Raw genomic sequence first — 17,587 nt, 5'->3', positions numbered from 1 at the left:
AAATACTTGAAGTGTGTTTGGCGAGTTGGCCCGACCATTGCTGGGAGGGGGCGGCAAAGGCGCGTTCGTCATGGACCGCCGCCAACCGAGCTTCGACTGCGAATGACCGCGATCGCCGCACCCACCGCCGCTCTTCCCGCCGCGCCGACTCCGGCCGTCGGCGCGAAGTCGGCCAATGACGGCTTTGACGCCCTGATGGCCATCGCGGGCCGCAAGGGCGACACGCCCGCGCCCCGCGCATCGACCCGCGCCGAGTCCAAGAGCGACGCTCGCGACGACGCGCGCTCGTCCAAGCCCAACGACAAAGCCGCCGACAGGCCCGCCAAGGCCGAGACCAAGGCCGACTCCGGCGCCGCCGACCGCGCGGATCGCGCCGACGCGGTCCAGGACGCCCGAGCCGACAAGATCGAACAGAAGGATCAGGCCGCGGAGAAGGTCGCCGACAAGGCCGACGCCGCCGACGATCATGCCGAGGGCAAGGCCGAAAAGGCTGACGCCAAGGCCGAGCAGGTCGTCGACGCCGGCCCCGGCCAGGACGCCGCCAAGGTCGACGCCGCCGCCGCTCAGACGGCCGCCGCCGCGGCCCTGATCGCGGCGATGGCCGCGCCGGCTCAAGCGCCGGTCCAGACCCAGGTGGACGCCGAGGCTTCGGAGCCCGCCGTCGAGACGCCCGCCGTCGCGACCGAGGCCGCGCCCGTCTTCACCGCCCTGGTCGAGACCGCCGTCGCGACACCGACCCTGGCCAAGACCGCCGAAGCCGTCGCTCCGACGACCGCCGCCCCGACGAGCACCGCCGCCACCGCGACGCCGACGAACACCGAGGACGCCAGCAAGCTCGTGGCCGCCGCCGCGGCGCCCGCCGACCAGCCCGCCGCCGCCGTCGACGCGGCCGCGCTGGAGGCCTTGACCAAGCTCGGCGCGACGGCCGCGCCGTCGACGGTTGTCGCCGACCAGCCCGTCGCCGAGGCTCCCGCGCCATCGACGGCCAAGGCCGGAGACACGCCGAAGACGTCGGCGGAGACGCCGAAGGCCGCCGTCGCCCAGGCCTCCGCTCCGACCCCCGCGCCCGTCGCCGCGCCGATCGTGGCCGCCGCCAAGGTCGAGGTCGCCGCCGCCGCCGTCGCCGTTGAAGCGGTCGCCGCCCAGGCCGTGGCCGAGGTCGCCGAAGCGCCCGAAGCGGCTCCCGTCGCCAAACCCGTCGACACGGCCAAGGCGCTCGCGCCGCATCAAATCCAGGCCAAGGCCCTCGACGCCGTTCCGGTCGAAACGGCCCAGGCCGTGACGGCCGTCGCCGCCGCGGACGCTTCCAACATCGAGGGCGCTGGCGGCGACGCCAAGACCGCGAGCGCGGCCAGCGTCGTCGTGGTCGAAGCGCCGACCCAGGCCAGCGCGCCGGTCTCGACCGTCGCCCCCCAGCCCTTGGCGCCGGCTCCCGCCTCGAGCGCCTCGGCCCCCGTCGCCGCGCCCGCCCCGGTGCGCGGTTCGCCCGAGACCGTCGCGGCCCTTTCGGCCGAGATCGTCAAGAAGGCCGACGCCAAGACCACCCGCTTCGACGTGGCGCTGACGCCGGACGGCCTGGGCAAGGTCGATGTGCGCATCGAGATCGCCCGTGACGGCGCCCTGACCGCCTCGATGCGGTTCGACACCGCCCACGCGGCGCAAGAGCTGCGCGGCAAGGCCCACGAGCTGCGCCAAGCCCTGGCCGACGCCGGCTTCAACGTCGCCGACAACGCCCTGTCGTTCGACGTCTCCAGCCAGAACGGCGGCCAGAATTCGAACCCCTTCTTCGCCTTCGACGGCTGGAACGACCAAGGGCAGCGCGCCTTCCACGGCCGCGCCTTCCAGGCCGCCATGACCGCCGAGGAAGAGATCGTCGTCACCCCCTCCGACCTGCTGCCCGGCCTGAAGACGGCCGCCGACAGCGGCCTGGACATCCGGATCTAGGAAACGCCCATGGCCGCCGCCGTCTCCTCGCAGAACACCAGCTCCATCCTTGACCGTATCAACAACGGCAAGACGTCGATGGCGAGCAACACCGAGACCTTTCTGAAGCTGCTGACCACGCAGCTGAAGAACCAGGACCCGCTGTCGCCGACCGACACCACCCAGATGACCCAGCAGATCACTCAGATGACGGGGGTCGAGCAGCAACTGATCACCAACGACCTGCTGGCCGCCCTGGTCGGGATGAACACCGGCACGGGCCTGTCCGAGGGCGTCAGCATGATCGGCAAGCAGGTCACCGCAACCACCGACAGCTCGACGCTGAAGGGCGGCAAGGCGACCTTCTCCTGGACCCAGGCGGGCGCTTCGACCGCGCTGACGATCGAGGTCAAGAACGCGGCGGGCCAAGTGGTCCGCACCTTGAAGCCCGACGACCAGAAGAGCGGCGCTCACACCCTGACCTGGGACGGCAAGGACGACACCGGCGCCCAGCTGCCCGACGGCGGGGTCTACACTGTCGCTGTCAAGGCCAAGGGCGCGGACAACAAGGACATCAAGGTCACCAATATCAAGGGCCGCACCGAGGGCGTCGTCAGCGCCGTGGATAACTCCACCGGTCAGTCCAAGGTCATCGTCGATGGCAAGGCCATCCCGATCGACAACGTCATCGGCATCACCGCCCCCGCGACCAGCGCGGGCACGGGCACGGGCGCGGGCACGGGCGCGGGCACGGGCACGGGCACGGGCGCCGACACAGGCACGAACGATCCGGCGACTCCCAAGGCCGCCTGATCACCTTCTCGACCGGGCGTCAGAACGACGCCGACGCGATCCCCGGAAGACGGTCTTCCCCAGGATCCAAACGCAAACCGCGCTGAACCCTCGAACCCCTTCAACGCAGGATTACCGTTATGAGCATCAACAGCGCCATGCTCGCCGGCGTCTCCGGCCTGGTCGCCAACTCGTCGGCCTTGGCCGCGATCTCGGACAACATCGCCAACGTCAACACCGTCGGCTACAAGCGTTCCAGCTCGAACTTCTCGACGCTGGTGACCTCGGGCAGCAAGAACCAGACCTACAGCGCCGGCGGCGTGAAGGCTCAAACGCACCAATTCATCAGCCAGCAGGGCCTGACCCAGTCGACGACCTCGAACCTGGACCTGTCGATCTCGGGCTCGGGTTTCTTCGTCACCACCGAGAAGCCGGAAAACCTCGCGGCGACCGACACGCGTTCGTTCACCCGCGCCGGTTCGTTCCAGCTCGACAGCCTGGGCTACCTGCGCAACGACGCCGGCCTCTATCTGCAGGGCTGGCTGGCCGATCCGGTGACCGGCGCGATCACGCCCGACCCCTCGGACCTGATGCAGCTGTCGTCGATCAATGTCGGCACCGTCGGCGGCACGGCCGAGAAGACGACCCGCGTCGGCGTCAACGCCAACTTGCGCTCCGAGCAACCCGTGGCAGCCGCGGTGTCCTACAAGGTCGGCACCGCCGGTTCGCCCTCGTTCTCGAACGTGCTCGACAGCGCCACGCCCGCCGTCAGCCACAACTATGACGTCGTCTACAGCGCGACGGGGGTCGCCAATCCCGTCGGCGCCGAGAACAAGTATCAGGTCGAGATCAAGGAAAATGGCGTCGTGATCGCCAGCGGCGTCGTCGGCTACGACAACGCCGGCAACATCGCGTCCTCGACGCTGAAGCCCAAGGCCGCCGCCGCTCCGAACGGCACGTTGACGTCCGTCGACATCGACACCGCCGGCACGCCGACCACTGTCAACCTGGCCGCCCTCGGCCTGACCACCGACGCCGACGCCAAGGCCGGCAAGCTCTATGACCCGAAGACCTGGTCGATGTCGGACTACGCCAAGGACAACACCAAGGGCGTCAAGCCGGACTTCGAAATTCAGATTCCGCTGTCGGACTCCAAGGGCGGCCAGCGCACCGTCACCCTGTCGCTGTTGAAGGGCCCGGGCCCGAACCAGTGGTACGCGGAACTGCGCGCCAAGCCGGGCGACCTGGCCAACAACGGCAACGGCCTGATCAGCAGCGGTATCGTTGGCTTCACCACCGACGGCAAGCTGCAGAGCACGGGCGGCCTCTTTGGCAACACGGTGCCGACCGCGATCACCATCATGGCTTCGGGCACCGCCCCGGCGGTTCCGCCGGCGGTCCAGCAGCCGACCTGGGCCGACGGTCTGGGCATCGACACCCAGAACGTCCAGATCGACCTGGCCAGCGCCGCCGGCGGCCTGACCCAGTACAACAGCCAGTCGGTCGTTCAGTCGGTGAACACCAACGGCACGGCCTTCGGCAACCTGACCAATATCGAGGTGGACGACGATGGCTATGTCTCGGCCATCTTCGATAACGGCGTCACGCGCCGGATCGCCCAAGTGGCTGTCGCGACCTTCTCGAACCCCAACGGCCTGAAGGGGGTTAACGGCAACGCCTACCGCGTCACCAATGAAAGCGGCACCTATAGCCTTAAGGCTCCGGGCCAAGGTGGGGCCGGCGCGCTTGCTCCCTCGACGCTGGAAGCTTCGACCGTCGACCTGTCGACCGAGTTTACCGGCCTGATTACCACGCAACGTGCTTACTCGGCTTCGTCGAAGATCATCACCACGGCGGATCAGATGCTTGAGGAGCTTCTGAATATTAAGCGCTGATCATAGGATTTAACTTTCTTTAATACTCGTGTCTCACTTTGAGGCGCGGCGGAGTGCTAAGAGCCGTCTTGTTTAGGCCTTTCTTTACTATTGGGATTAAGCCGCTGTTATTAGGCGGTCCCTATAGTGGCCTCCAACAGTGATGGTTGTGGGAAAGGCGTAAAGCCATGTTGCAGCAGCAGCGCACGAACAGCCGGGGTGAGAAGTACGTGATCGGGCCCACTGGCGCGCCGCTCACCCTGTCCGATTTGCCGCCGCCGGAGACCCAGCGTTGGGTCATCCGTCGCAAGGCCGAGGTCGTGGCCGCCGTTCGCGGTGGCCTGCTCTCGTTGGACGAGGCTTGTGACCGCTATAAGCTGACCAACGAGGAATTCCTCGCTTGGCAGCAGTCGATCGATCGCCATGGCATGGCGGGCCTGCGGACCACTCGGATCCAGCAGTACCGTTGATAATGGCGCGGGGGGGGGGCGTCGCGTTGACCGTCCCCAGATACATCGAGAACCTTGCAGGCCTTGAGCCAAAAGGGTTTGACGACGTTCAGCGGCCGCGCCCCCCGGGGCGCGGCCGCGACGTTTTGGCGCCCCATGGCGTCGCTTCCACGGCCAAATATAAACGCCTCGTTTACCTTGTACTGGGTAAATCCTGCCTACCGACGCGCGCTTCGTTCGCGTTCGCCGGGCGTCCCCTTTGGGGTCGTTGATCAGGGGATGGGGCTTCGTGGAAAGCTTTCTGGGTTCAATTCAGAGGTTCGGCGTCGGTCGGTTGGCCGCGATGCTGGGCGTCGGCGCGGGCGTGGTGGCCGTGCTGGTGGCCCTCATCATGTTCATGGGCAAGGAGCCCAATGAGCTGCTCTATTCGAACCTCGACCTGAAAGAGGCCTCGGAGGTCACCCAGGCTCTGAGCCAGGCCGGCATCAAGTACGAGACCAAGGGCGACGGCTCGACCATCATGGTGCCGCGCGACAAGGTCGCCAGCGCCCGCCTGATGGTGGCCGGCAAGGGGCTCGTGAGCTCCGGCTCCATCGGCTACGAGATTTTCGACGGCGGCAACGCCCTGGGCCAGACCGATTTCGTCCAGCAACTGAACCGCCAGCGCGCCCTGCAGGGCGAGCTGGAGCGCACGATCAAGGCGATGCAGGGCGTCAACAGCGTCCGCGTCCACCTGGTCCTGCCCAAGCGCCAGCTGTTCGAGGAGGATTCCGAGCAGCCCTCGGCCGCCGTCACCATCGGGGTCGGCTCGCGCGAGCCGTCGACCGACATGGTCCACGCCATCCAGAACCTGGTCTCGTCGGCGGTCCCGAACATGAAGGCCGAGAAGGTCGCGGTCATCGACCAGCACGGCAAGACCCTGTCGGCGCCCAGCGACGAGAGCCTGGCCGGCAAGGAAGCCCAGGACCGCAAGACCGAGGCCGAGGCGCGCATCGCCAAGACCGTCAAGGACATGATCGAGGGCGTGCTGGGCCCGGGCAAGGCTCGCGTCAACGTCACCGCCGAGCTCGACCTGAACCGTGTCACGACCCAGGAAGAACGCTTCGACCCGGATGGTCAGGTGGTCCGTTCGGAGAGCACCAACGAGTCGAACAGCCAGGAAAACAAGAACGAGGACAACTCGGGCGCGACGGCGACCGCCAACGTCCCGGGGCAGGGCGCCAACGGCTTCCAGCAACTGGGGTCGCGGGCCGGCGCGAACGAGAGCGTCACCAACTACGAGATCTCCAAGTCGGTGAAGACCACCGTCCAGGAGCCGGGCACGATCAAGAAGGTCGCCGTCGCGGTCGCCATCGACGGCGTGACCGCTCCGCCCAGCAAGGATGGAAAGCCTGGCGCCTATACGCCGCGCTCGGCTCAGGAAATCCAGCAGATCGAGGATCTGGTGAAGACCGCCGTCGGCTTCGACGCCGCGCGGGGCGACCAGGTCAAGGTCACCAACATCAAGTTCCCGCAGCCCGAGGACCAGGGTCTCGAAAAGCAAGGCCTGCTGGCGGGCTTCGACAAGAACGACATCATGCGCGCCGCCGAGCTGGGCGTGCTGGGGATCGTGGCCATCCTGATCCTGCTGTTCGCGGTCCGGCCGTTCATCAAGAACCTGTCCGAGCCGAACGTCGTGGCTTCGCTGCCGAGCGGCTCGGGCCAGCCGGTGACGCGCATGATCACGCTGTCGGACGGCACCCAGCAGCAGGTCGTGGTGGACGGAGACGGCGAGCCCCTGGCCATCGCGGGTCCCGTCAGCGACATCGACCAGCGCATCGACATCGCCAAGATCGAAGGCCAGGTGAAGGCCTCGTCGATCAAGCGCGTGTCGGAGTTCGTCGAGAAGCACCCCGAAGAGTCGGTCGCGATCCTTCGCAACTGGCTGCATGAGTCGAGCTGACGGCCATGAAAGTCGCGGTCAACGACGTCAAGAAGCTCTCGGGGCCTGAAAAGGCGGCCATCGTGCTGCTAGCCCTGGGCGAGGATCACACCCGTATCTGGGAAGCCCTCGACGACGAGGAAATCAAGGAAGTCTCGCAGGCCATGGCGGGCCTGGGCACGGTTTCGGCCTCGGTGGTCGAAGACCTGCTGGTCGAGTTCGTGTCGGGCATGAGCTCGACCGGCGCGATCATGGGCTCGTACGAACAGACCCAGCGCCTACTGGCCTCGTTCATGCCGCCCGACAAGGTCGACGCCCTGATGGAGGAAATCCGCGGTCCCGCGGGTCGAACCATGTGGGACAAGCTCGGCAACGTGAACGAGGCCGTGCTCGCCAACTATCTGAAGAACGAATACCCGCAGACCGTGGCGGTCGTGCTCTCGAAGGTGAAGAGCGACCACGCCGCCCGCGTGCTGGCCTGCCTGCCCGAGGACTTCGCTCTGGAATGCGTCACGCGGATGCTGCGCATGGAGCCGGTGCAGCGCGAGATCCTCGACAAGATCGAGATGACGCTGCGCACCGAGTTCATGTCGAACCTGGCGCGGACGTCGAAGCGCGACAGCCACGAAATGATGGCCGAGATCTTCAACAACTTCGACCGTCAGACCGAGGCGCGCTTCATCGCCGCCCTGGAAGAGCGCAACCGCGAGGCGGCCGAGCGCATCCGGGCCCTGATGTTCGTGTTCGAGGACCTGTCGAAGCTGGACCCCGGCGGCATCCAGACCCTGCTGCGCGGCACGCCGAAGGAGCAGCTGGCCCTGGCGCTGAAGGGCGCCTCGGACAAGCTGCGCGACATGTTCTTCTCGAACATGTCCGAGCGCGCGGCCAAGATCATGCGCGAGGACATGGACAGCATGGGCCCCGTGCGCCTGAAGGACGTCGACGCCGCCCAGGTGGGCATGGTCCAGGTCGCCAAGGACCTCGCCGCCAAGGGCGAGATCATGCTGGCCGGCTCGGGCAGCGAAGACGAGCTGATCTACTGAGGCGGATGGCATGATCGACACCCCCCCTCGCAAGTTCGCCTTCGACACGGTCTTCGACGATCGTGGCGGCGTCGCCTACGAGCCGCCCAAGGTGAAGAAGAACTTCACCCTCGAAGAAGTCGAGGCCGCCAAGGCCCAGGCCTATGCCGAGGGCGAGCGTTCGGCCGTGGCGCGCGCCGAACAGGAGGCCGCCCACGCCCTGGCCGATGTCGCCGGCGCGGTGCGCGAGGCGTTCGCCGCCCTGACCAACGTCGCTCACGAGCACCGCGAAGGCGCCGCCATGCTGGCGCTGGCCTGCGCGCGCAAGATCGCCGACGCGGCCCTGACACACTTCCCCGAAGCGCCGGTCACGGCCGCCCTCGAGGCGCTGGCCCGCGAGGTCGAGGCTCAACCGCGCATCTTCGTCCGCGTCTCGCCCGAGATGGAGGAGCGCGCCCAGCAAGCGCTCGAAGGCGTCGCGGCGCAGATCGGTTACCAGGGGCAGATCGTCGCCCGGGCCGATGGCGCCATGCCGCCGGCCGCCTTTACCTTCGATTGGGGCGAGGGCCGCGCGGCCTTTGATCCCGACGGCGCCGCCCAGCGCGTCGCCGAAGCGCTGGAAGCGGCGATCGCCGCCGAAGGCCTCCATGCCGAACCCATGTTCTCATAAGCAAGGCTGACCCCGATGGCCGAAGACAACCTCACGCTCGACGAATTCGGTGGCCAGATGCTGGCCTCCGAAATGCCGGTCGAAATCGCCGACAAGACCGCCTCCGACCTGGCGCCGGTCTTCGACGTCCCGGTCAACATCTCGGCCGTGCTGGGCCGCGCCCACATGTCCGTGGCGCAGCTGCTGCAGCTCGGCCAGGGTTCGATCCTCGAGCTGGACCGCAAGGTCGGCGAGGCGATCGACATCTACGTCAACAACCGCCTGGTCGCCCGGGGCGAGGTCGTCGTCGTCGACGAGCGCCTGGGCGTGACCATGACGGAAATCATCAAGGACGGCGATCAGAACTAAGGTTCCGAACGCCAAGGACTTCAAGGATTTGGGTTCTTCCCCAGGAAGAGCTTCGGGAGAGTAAGAGATGCGGCTTCTGGTCGTCGGAAAACTGAACGGGCAGCTCTCGGTCGCCGTGAAGATGGCGATGAACGCGGGGGCCAAGGTCTCGCACGTCGAAACGCCGGAGCAGGCGACGACCGCGCTGCGAGCGGGGCAGGGCGCGGACCTGCTGATGGTCGACTACGCCCTCGACATCGCCGGTCTGATCGCCGCCAACGAGGCCGAGCGAATCCGGGTGCCGGTGGTGGCCTGCGGGGTCGACGCCGATCCGATGCGCGCCGCCGCGGCCATCAAGGCCGGCGCCAAGGAGTTCATCCCGCTTCCGCCCGACGCCGAGCTGATCGCCGCCGTCCTGGCCGCCGTCACCGACGACGAGCGTCCGATGGTCGTCCGCGACCCGGCCATGGAGCAGGTCATCAAGCTGGCCGACCAGGTCGCGCCCTCCGAGGCCTCGATCCTGATCACCGGGGAGAGCGGCTCGGGTAAGGAAGTCATGGCCCGCTACGTCCATGGCAAGTCACGCCGGGCCAAGGCGCCGTTCATCAGCGTCAACTGCGCCGCCATCCCCGAGAACCTGCTGGAAAGCGAGCTGTTCGGCCACGAGAAGGGCGCCTTCACCGGCGCCATGGCCCGCCGCATCGGCAAGTTCGAGGAAGCCAACGGCGGCACGCTGCTGCTGGACGAAATCAGCGAGATGGACGTGCGCCTGCAGGCCAAGCTGCTGCGCGCGATCCAGGAGCGCGAGATCGACCGCGTCGGCGGCGCCAAGCCCGTGAAGGTCGACATCCGCATCCTGGCGACCTCCAACCGCGACCTGACCCAGGCCGTGAAGGACGGGACGTTCCGCGAGGACCTGCTCTACCGCCTGAACGTCGTGAACCTGCGGCTGCCGCCGCTGCGCGAGCGTCCGGCCGACGTGATCAGCCTGTGCGAGTTCTTCGTGAAGAAGTACTCGGCCGCCAATGGCGTGCCGGAAAAGCCGATCTCGGCCGAGGCCAAGCGTCGCCTGATCGCCCACCGCTGGCCCGGCAACGTCCGCGAGCTGGAGAACGCCATGCACCGCGCGGTGCTGTTGTCGACGGGCGCCGAGATCGAGGAATTCGCCATCCGCCTGCCGGACGGCCAGCAACTGGCGCCGGCCCCGGACGCGGCGGTCGCTCGCGGCGCCCAGATGGCCGCCGACGCCGTCTCGCGCGCGTTCGTCGGCTCGACGGTCGCCGAGGTCGAGCAGAAGCTGATCATCGACACGCTGGAGCACTGCCTGGGCAACCGCACCCACGCGGCCAACATCCTGGGCATCTCGATCCGCACCCTGCGCAACAAGCTGAAGGAATATTCCGACGCCGGCGTGCCGGTGCCGCCGCCCCAGGGCGGGGTCGGCGCCGCCGCCTAGGTCGGGCGGCGACATGTCGCGGCGCCGCGACCATCGGTCCGGCGCCGAACATGGCTAATTTTCATTAAGGATATGGCGGCGGACCGCAAATCGCTTCAATCGCTGGTCCGCTAGACCTTCACCTTTCCAAGGTTCCGAATGGCCGACGCCGCCGCTCCGACAGCTGCTCGATCCGTCCCCAGCGCCAAGTCGCTGATCGACGGATTCATGCGCGGCGAGATGGGCCTGGCGCTGGGCGTCGTCGGCATCATCGTCCTGCTGATCCTGCCGGTTCCGTCGTTCCTGCTGGACCTGCTGCTGGCCATTTCGCTGACGGGATCGGTGCTGATCCTGATGACGGCGATCCTGATCAAGAAGCCGCTGGAATTCACCTCGTTCCCGACCGTCCTGCTGGTCGCGACGCTGTACAGACTGGGCCTGAACATCGCCTCGACCCGCCTGATCCTCGGCCACGGCCAGGAAGGCACGGGCGGCGCCGGCGCGGTGATCGAGGCCTTCGGTCACCTGATGATGCAGGGCAACTTCGTCATCGGGGTGATCGTCTTCATCATCCTGATCGTCGTGAACTTCATGGTCGTGACCAAGGGTTCGGGCCGGATCGCCGAAGTGGCGGCCCGCTTCACCCTGGACTCGATGCCGGGCAAGCAGATGGCGATCGACGCCGACCTGTCGACGGGCTTGATCGACCAGGAAGGCGCCAAGATCCGGCGCAAGGAACTGGAGCAGGAAAGCACGTTCTTCGGGGCCATGGACGGCGCCAGCAAGTTCGTGAAGGGCGACGCGATCGCCGGCCTGATCATCACGGCGATCAACATCATCGGCGGCATCATCATCGGCGTCGTGCAGCACAAGTTGCCGATCGGCGAGGCCGCCTCGACCTACACCATCATGACCATCGGCGACGGCCTGGTCAGCCAGATCCCGGCCCTCGTCATCTCGATCGCCGCCGGCATGGTCGTGTCCAAGGCCGGCGTCGAAGGCTCGGCCGACAAGGCCCTGACCACCCAGCTGGCCATGAACCCGGTCGGTCTGGGCATGGTCTCGGCCTCGGCCGGCGTCATGGCCCTGATCCCCGGCATGCCGATCATCCCGTTCGCGGCCGTGGCGGTCGGTTCGGGCCTGCTGGCCTACAAGCGCATTCAGGACGCCAAGGCGCCCGAACAGATAGACCCGGCCGCCCTCGACGCCGCCGCGCCCGCCGAGGCCGAGGAAGAGCCGATCAGCGCCTCCCTCGCCATCGATGACGTCAAGATCGAGCTGGGCTATGGCCTGCTGACCCTGATCAACGACCTGGACGGCCGCAAGCTGACCGACCAGATCCGCGCCCTGCGCAAGACCCTGGCCAGCGAGTATGGCTTCGTCATGCCGCCGGTCCGCATCCTGGACAACATGCGCCTGGCCAACCAGGGCTACGCCATCCGCATCAAGGAAATGGAAGCCGGCGCCGGCGAGGTGCGGCTGGGCATGCTGATGTGCATGGACCCGCGCGGCGGCCAGGTCGAGCTGCCCGGCGAGCACGTGCGCGAGCCCGCCTTCGGCCTGCCGGCCACCTGGATCGCCGACGACCTGCGCGAGGAGGCCACCTTCCGCGGCTATACGGTCGTGGATCCGGCCACGGTGCTGACCACGCACCTGACCGAGATCCTCAAGGAGAACATGGCCGACCTGCTGTCCTACGCCGAGGTCCAGAAGCTGCTGAAGGAGCTGCCCGAGGCGCAGAGGAAGCTGGTCGACGACCTTATCCCGGGCACCGCCACCGCCGCCACCGTCCAGCGCGTGCTGCAGTCGCTGCTACGCGAGCGGGTCTCGATCCGCGATCTGCCGCAGATCCTGGAAGGCATCGGCGAGGCCGCGCCGCACACGGCCTCGGTCACCCTGCTGGTCGAGCAGGTTCGCGCGCGCCTGGCGCGTCAGCTTTGCTGGGCCAACCGCGGCGACGACGGCGCCCTGCCGATCATCACCTTGTCGGCCGACTGGGAGCAGGCCTTCGCCGAAAGCCTGATCGGCCCTGGCGACGACAAGCAGCTGGCCCTGCCGCCCTCGCGTCTGCAGGACTTCATCCGCGGCGTCCGCGACGCCTTCGAGCGCGCGGCCCTGGCCGGCGAGGCGCCCGTCCTGCTGACCAGCCCGGGCGTGCGCCCCTATGTCCGCTCGATCATCGAGCGCTTCCGCGGCCAGACCGTGGTGATGAGCCAGAACGAAATCCACCCCCGCGCCCGACTGCGCACGGTGGGGATGGTGTAGAGGCTCGTCGACGCGCACTTGGCCTAACTTTCTATCTCCCCGTCATTCCCGCCCTTGTGGCGGGAACCCCTGGTTCAGCTAGCAAGGGCGGCGCCAGCGGTTCGGCCCCTTTCTCGCTCACGGTGGCGATCTGAAGATCTGGATATCGCGCCCGCGCTGTTCGCGGCGCGAGTCCCTGAGCGGACTTTGCGCAGCGCGGGCTTCATTGCTGTCGCGGGGCTTGAAAACCAACTTGACGCTAACCGTCCGCGTGATGTGGTCGCGACAAGGTCTGGTTGAGTCGGCATGAGCGAACCCTCTATTTTCTTCTCCGAGGTGAACGAGCGCCAAGGAGTCTTCCACCGGCGCGCGTTTCTGATTGGCGGGCTCACGGGCGCCGGCTTACTGGCTCTTGGTGGACGCCTGGCGCAGCTGCAACTAGTCGAGGCGCGGCGCTACCAGACGCTCTCGGCGGGAAATCAGTTCAACTACCGCCTCGTCCCGCCGCCACGTGGTTTGATCTTGGACCGCAATGGCGTGGCGTTGGCTTCCAACCGACCCAACTTCCGTCTGCTCGTCACCAAGGACAAGGGTCTCGATGCCGCGGCGGTCATGGCCGACCTGCGGAAGTTGGCCCCGATCGACGACGCCCGTCGCGCCCGTGTGCTCAAGGAAATCGCCCGCGCGCCTAAGAAGGCGCCGGTCGTGGTGATGGAGGATCTCTCTTGGGAGGAATTCTCTCGTATCAACATCCGGGCCCCTGAGCTTCCCAGCGTGACCGCGGACATGGGGGAGGTGCGAGTCTACCCTTTCGGCGGGGCCTTCGCGCACGTGATTGGCTATGTCGCCAAAGCGTCGGATCGCGATCTCAAGGCGGCCGAAGGCGACGCCAGCCAGGATCAGAACCTGTTGCACAACCCCGGCTTCCGCATCGGCAAGCAGGGCGTTGAGAAGGCATTTGACCGCCAACTCAGGGGGCGTGCCGGCGCGACCAAGGCAGAGGTCGACGCCCAAGGGCGGGTCGTGCGCCTGGACCCGGAAGGCGACATCGCGGCCACGCCCGGCGAGGAGATCCGCCTCACGCTGGACGCCGACATTCAGAATCGCGCGCTCGAGGTCATGGGGGACGAAAGCGGCGCGATTGTGATGGTCGATTGCCAGAGCGGTGACCTTCTGTGCATGGCCTCCGCGCCAAGCTTCGACGCCAACCGCTTGGTAAAGGGCCTGTCGGGGGCGGAGTACAAGGCGTTGGCGCAGTACGAGCGCAAGCCGCTGTTGGACAAGACCATGGCCGGCACCTATCCGCCGGGCTCCACCTTCAAGCCGACCGTGGCGTTGGCCGCGCTGAGCGCCGGTGTTGATCCGACCGAACGAGTCGTCTGCGCGGGCGGCTGGTATTTCGGCGGCCGCACCTGGCACTGCCATAAGAAGGGCGGTCACGGCGTGCAGAACATGCACGACGCTATCAAGAACTCCTGCGACGTCTATTTTTACCAGATGGCGCTGCGCATCGGCCCGGACCCGATCCACGCGACGGCGACCGCCATGGGTTTCGGCCAGACCTTCGATCTGGGAATCCCCGGCCAACGCAAAGGCCTGGTGGGTTCACGCGAATGGAAGAAGGCGGCCTTCAAGCGTGATCCGATCTGGCATCCGGGCGACTCCGTGCCGTACGGGATCGGTCAGGGCTACATCAACGTGAACGCGCTGCAGCTCGCGGTGATGTGCGCGCGGCTGGCCAACGGCAAGCGCGCTCTGAACCCGCGACTGGTCAAGTCGATTGGCGGTGTCGACCAGCCCCATGGCGACTCCGTGCCTGACCTTCCCATTCCGGCCGAACACTTGGCTATTGTGCGGGCGGGTATGGCCGCCGTGGCCAACGACCCCACCGGTGGCGCCTACAAGCAAAGCCAGTTGGGGCTGGGCGACGTCCTGATGGCGGGTAAGACCGGCACCGCCCAGGTGCGCCAATATTCCCAAACCGGATCGCGCAGCAATCAGGGCGTTCCCTGGAAGCTGAAAGACCACAACCTTTTCATCGCCTTCGCTCCCTACGACAACCCTCGCTACGCCATGTCGGTTCTGGTCGAACATGGCGGCATGTTCGGGTCCAGCGCCGCCGCGCCCCGAGCCCGCGAAGTGATGCGCGTGGCGCTGCTGAAAGACCCAGAAATTCGCGCCCGCATCGAGCGACCCATGCCGCTCCCCCTGGTCGAGCCGGAGCCGCCCGCTTCTGGCGACGGCGCGCGGCCGATGGTCTGATGCGGGGAGGCGCTGGCGATTGGCTTTGCCATCGCCGGTATATCCTCGTCATTTCAGGGCGGGAACAACGGGGAGGTTGGCCGCGAGTCTCCGCCGTCAGCACTCACGATCTGGAGGATCGTGCAATCGGTCCGGCGGACTAGTCTACCGCCCGCGCGGCTCCATATGGCAAACACCCTGCACGCGATCCTCCCCCGATCGCGATCTCCAAATCCAAGGAACTATCCCGAATGGCCACCGCTAAAGGCTATGCGGCGCCCGCCGCTGGCGCGCCCCTGGCGCCGTTCACCTTCGAACGCCGCGACCCCAATCCCGACGACGTCGTCATCTCGATCAAGTACTGCGGCGTCTGCCACTCCGACATCCACATGGTCGACAACGGCTGGGGCCAGAGCGTCTATCCGATCGTGCCGGGCCACGAGATCGCCGGCGTGGTCACCGCCGTCGGCGCCAATGTCACCAAGTTCAAGGAAGGCGACCCCGTCGGCGTCGGCTGCTTCGTCGACAGCTGCGTCACCTGCAAGGCCGCGCGCGACCTCGACCGCGAGCAGTACCAGCCGGGCCTGGTGCTGACCTACAGCGCCTTCGAGCCCGGTTCGGAAACCCCGACCTACGGCGGCTATTCCGACCATATCGTGGTCAAGGAAGACTACGTCCTGTCGATCCCGGAAAACCTGCCGCTGGACGCCGCCGCGCCGTTGCTGTGCGCGGGCATCACGCTCTACTCGCCGCTGCGCCACTGGAACGCGGGTCCCGGCAAGAAGGTCGCGATCCTGGGCATGGGCGGCCTGGGCCACATGGGCGTCAAGCTGGCCCACGCCATGGGGGCGGAAGTCACGGTGCTGAGCCAGACCCTGTCCAAGCAGGCCGACGGCCTGCGCCTGGGCGCGGACCACTACTATGCCACCAACGACCCGAAGACCTTCGAGACCCTGGCCGACACGTTCGACCTGCTGATCTGCACCGTCTCCTCGCCGCTGGACTGGGGCGCGTACCTGGCCCTGCTGAAGATCGACGGGACCATGGTGATCGTCGGCGCGCCCGAAGAGCCGGTGCCGCTGAACGCCTTCGCCCTGATCCCTGGTCGCCGCACCCTGGCCGGTTCGATGATCGGTTCGATCAAGGAAACCCAGGAAATGCTCGACTTCTGCGGCGAGAACAACATCGTCGCCGACATCGAGACCATCTCGATCGACCAGATCAACGAGGCCTACAAGCGCATGCACAAGAGCGACGTGCGCTACCGCTTCGTGATCGACATGGCGACTCTGTAAACGCCTGGCGGACGGGCCCGCGTCGCGCGGGCTCGTCCCCTAAGCCGCCGCCGCCGGCTTGGCGCCGGTGGTCGGCCTGTACTTCTCGGCGTCGGAGGTGAACTCGGCGTGGCCGTAGCGCTTCAGCTGTCGCTTCAGCCGTCCCACGAGCCGTGCGTCGGCGATGTCGGAAAGCCCCGGCACCCGTCGCGCCAGGCGATAGGCGGTCAGCTGGCTGGTCACCAGCAGGGCCACTAGCCCAAACAGCATGAAGTCGCGCGGCCCGATCTCGACGCCCATGCGCTTGGCGGCGGCGACGTCGCCATTCATGAAGTTGCGCAGGAAGAAGACCTTCGAGAACCCGCGCTCGACCTTGTCGAACAGGCGGTTCTCGGGCCGCTCGTCGGGCAGCAGGTAGGCGTTCAGCGTGGCGCGGACCAGCTCGCCGCAGGTGGCGTCGTCGAAGCCGGCGCGCAGGGTGGCGCTACGGGCGTTCATGGTGTCGACGACCCCTTGCGGGGTGTCGGCCAGCAGGTCCTCGGGCAGGCCCAGCAGGAAGCAGCGGTAGCGGGCCAGCTCGACCCGAGCGCGCTCCTCGGCGGTGAAGGTCTTCCGGCCCTCGCCGACGATCTTGTAGCTCATCAGGAAGATCGGGATCAGGCCGGCCGGCATCTGATCGACCTGCGGGATCGGGATCCCATAGACCCCGACGTCCCAGCGGTTGGAGCGCTTCAGCGCGTTGAACCGCACCATCGAGTGCATCAGCCGCACCATGGCCGCCGCGCGGAAGCCCGCGCCATGTCGTTCCAGCGATCCCGGCAGCAGGGTGGCGGTGAAGAAGGTGGCCGTCTCGTTCACCCGCCGCGCGGCGGTGTCGTTGGACAGGGTCCCAGTCAGCGCCATGGGGAGGGCGGCGTATTTGTTCATGAAGGTGGCGATGAACGCGCCCCGGATCGCGAACGGGCCGAGGTTGGCCGCGGCGTTGCGGTCCAGGCGTTGGCCTTCTCGCACCAAGTCCATGTCCAGCCAGTCGGGCGCGCGCTCCATGTCGGCGATGAAGGCGGCCAGTTCTGGCGGGGCGTCGGGCACGGCCGCGATCCCCTCGTCGCAGGCCTTGGTCAGCATGGCGACCAGCGGCCGGAAGCCATGGCGCGGCATCAGGGCGGCGTAGGCGTCGGCCACCACGTCGCCCAGCATGGTGTAGGCCTTGATCAGGGCGATCTTGTCCGCGTCCAGCTTGGCGCGGGCCAGCCTTGGCGCGACGCTCTGTCTGGGGTCCGTCGTGAACCGCTCGGGCGTGATGTCGAAGTCGATATCGCCATAGAGTTCGGGCAGGGCGGTCTTCTGCGAGGCGACCTTGGCCAGGACCTGGTCCAGCGTGCTCATCTGATCCTCGTGACGTCGCGGACCCGTGA

General features: G+C 67.3%; 12 protein-coding genes and 1 pseudogene. 12 read left to right on the top strand and 1 reads right to left on the bottom strand.

Annotated features, from left to right (window positions below):
* Nucleotides 1-102: 102 nt before the first annotated feature.
* The 12 genes and pseudogenes from J2728_RS22405 to J2728_RS13385 all read left to right on the top strand — a co-directional run bounded on the left by J2728_RS22405 (nucleotide 103) and on the right by J2728_RS13385 (nucleotide 16,193).
* Nucleotides 103-1,944 carry a flagellar hook-length control protein FliK gene (locus J2728_RS22405; RefSeq protein WP_473701037.1) on the top strand — a complete coding sequence of 614 codons (1,842 nt, stop codon included), beginning with the start codon at nucleotides 103-105 and terminating at the stop codon, nucleotides 1,942-1,944.
* Between the two features lie 9 nt (nucleotides 1,945-1,953).
* Nucleotides 1,954-2,631: pseudogene (locus J2728_RS13435) on the top strand (flagellar hook assembly protein FlgD); the annotation flags it as partial.
* Nucleotides 2,632-2,855: 224 nt separating this feature from the next.
* The gene (gene flgE, locus J2728_RS13430) at nucleotides 2,856-4,610 is read left to right on the top strand and encodes a flagellar hook protein FlgE (protein ID WP_309999845.1); all 1,755 of its coding nucleotides are present in this window, start codon (nucleotides 2,856-2,858) and stop codon (nucleotides 4,608-4,610) included.
* A 167-nt stretch (nucleotides 4,611-4,777) separates the two neighbouring features.
* Entirely contained in the window at nucleotides 4,778-5,059 is a 282-nt protein-coding gene (gene sciP / locus J2728_RS13425) for a CtrA inhibitor SciP (RefSeq protein ID WP_013080463.1), read from the top strand.
* 268 nt (nucleotides 5,060-5,327) lie between these two features.
* Nucleotides 5,328-6,980, top strand: coding sequence for a flagellar basal-body MS-ring/collar protein FliF (gene fliF / locus J2728_RS13420; RefSeq protein WP_309999844.1), 1,653 nt, complete (start codon nucleotides 5,328-5,330; stop codon nucleotides 6,978-6,980).
* 5 nt (nucleotides 6,981-6,985) lie between these two features.
* Entirely contained in the window at nucleotides 6,986-8,002 is a 1,017-nt protein-coding gene (gene fliG, locus J2728_RS13415; RefSeq protein ID WP_309999842.1) for a flagellar motor switch protein FliG, read from the top strand.
* A 10-nt stretch (nucleotides 8,003-8,012) separates the two neighbouring features.
* Nucleotides 8,013-8,651: a FliH/SctL family protein gene (locus J2728_RS13410; protein ID WP_309999840.1), complete on the top strand. Its 639-nt coding sequence runs from the start codon at nucleotides 8,013-8,015 to the stop codon at nucleotides 8,649-8,651.
* Between the two features lie 15 nt (nucleotides 8,652-8,666).
* Entirely contained in the window at nucleotides 8,667-8,999 is a 333-nt protein-coding gene (fliN, locus tag J2728_RS13405; protein WP_309999838.1) for a flagellar motor switch protein FliN, read from the top strand.
* Nucleotides 9,000-9,066: 67 nt separating this feature from the next.
* Nucleotides 9,067-10,434 carry a sigma-54-dependent transcriptional regulator FlbD gene (gene flbD, locus J2728_RS13400; protein ID WP_309999837.1) on the top strand — a complete coding sequence of 456 codons (1,368 nt, stop codon included), beginning with the start codon at nucleotides 9,067-9,069 and terminating at the stop codon, nucleotides 10,432-10,434.
* Nucleotides 10,435-10,572: 138 nt separating this feature from the next.
* Entirely contained in the window at nucleotides 10,573-12,678 is a 2,106-nt protein-coding gene (gene flhA, locus J2728_RS13395; RefSeq protein ID WP_309999833.1) for a flagellar biosynthesis protein FlhA, read from the top strand.
* Nucleotides 12,679-12,963: 285 nt separating this feature from the next.
* Nucleotides 12,964-14,919 (top strand): penicillin-binding protein 2, encoded by a 1,956-nt coding sequence (mrdA, locus tag J2728_RS13390; protein ID WP_309999832.1) that lies wholly within the window; start codon nucleotides 12,964-12,966, stop codon nucleotides 14,917-14,919.
* A 230-nt stretch (nucleotides 14,920-15,149) separates the two neighbouring features.
* Complete coding sequence (locus tag J2728_RS13385) at nucleotides 15,150-16,193, top strand: NAD(P)-dependent alcohol dehydrogenase (RefSeq protein WP_309999830.1); 1,044 nt, start codon at nucleotides 15,150-15,152, stop codon at nucleotides 16,191-16,193.
* A gap of 39 nt (nucleotides 16,194-16,232) precedes the next feature.
* On the opposite strand, the gene J2728_RS13380 is transcribed toward J2728_RS13385, so the two are convergent.
* Complete coding sequence (locus J2728_RS13380; protein ID WP_309999827.1) at nucleotides 16,233-17,558, bottom strand: oxygenase MpaB family protein; 1,326 nt, start codon at nucleotides 17,556-17,558, stop codon at nucleotides 16,233-16,235.
* Nucleotides 17,559-17,587: the final 29 nt, after the last annotated feature.

The sequence above is a fragment of the Caulobacter segnis genome, from assembly GCF_031454995.1.
Classification (GTDB): Bacteria; Pseudomonadota; Alphaproteobacteria; order Caulobacterales; family Caulobacteraceae; genus Caulobacter; species Caulobacter segnis_E.
Note: the sequence above shows the minus strand (reverse complement) of the source record. Positions and strands in the feature narration are given on the sequence as shown.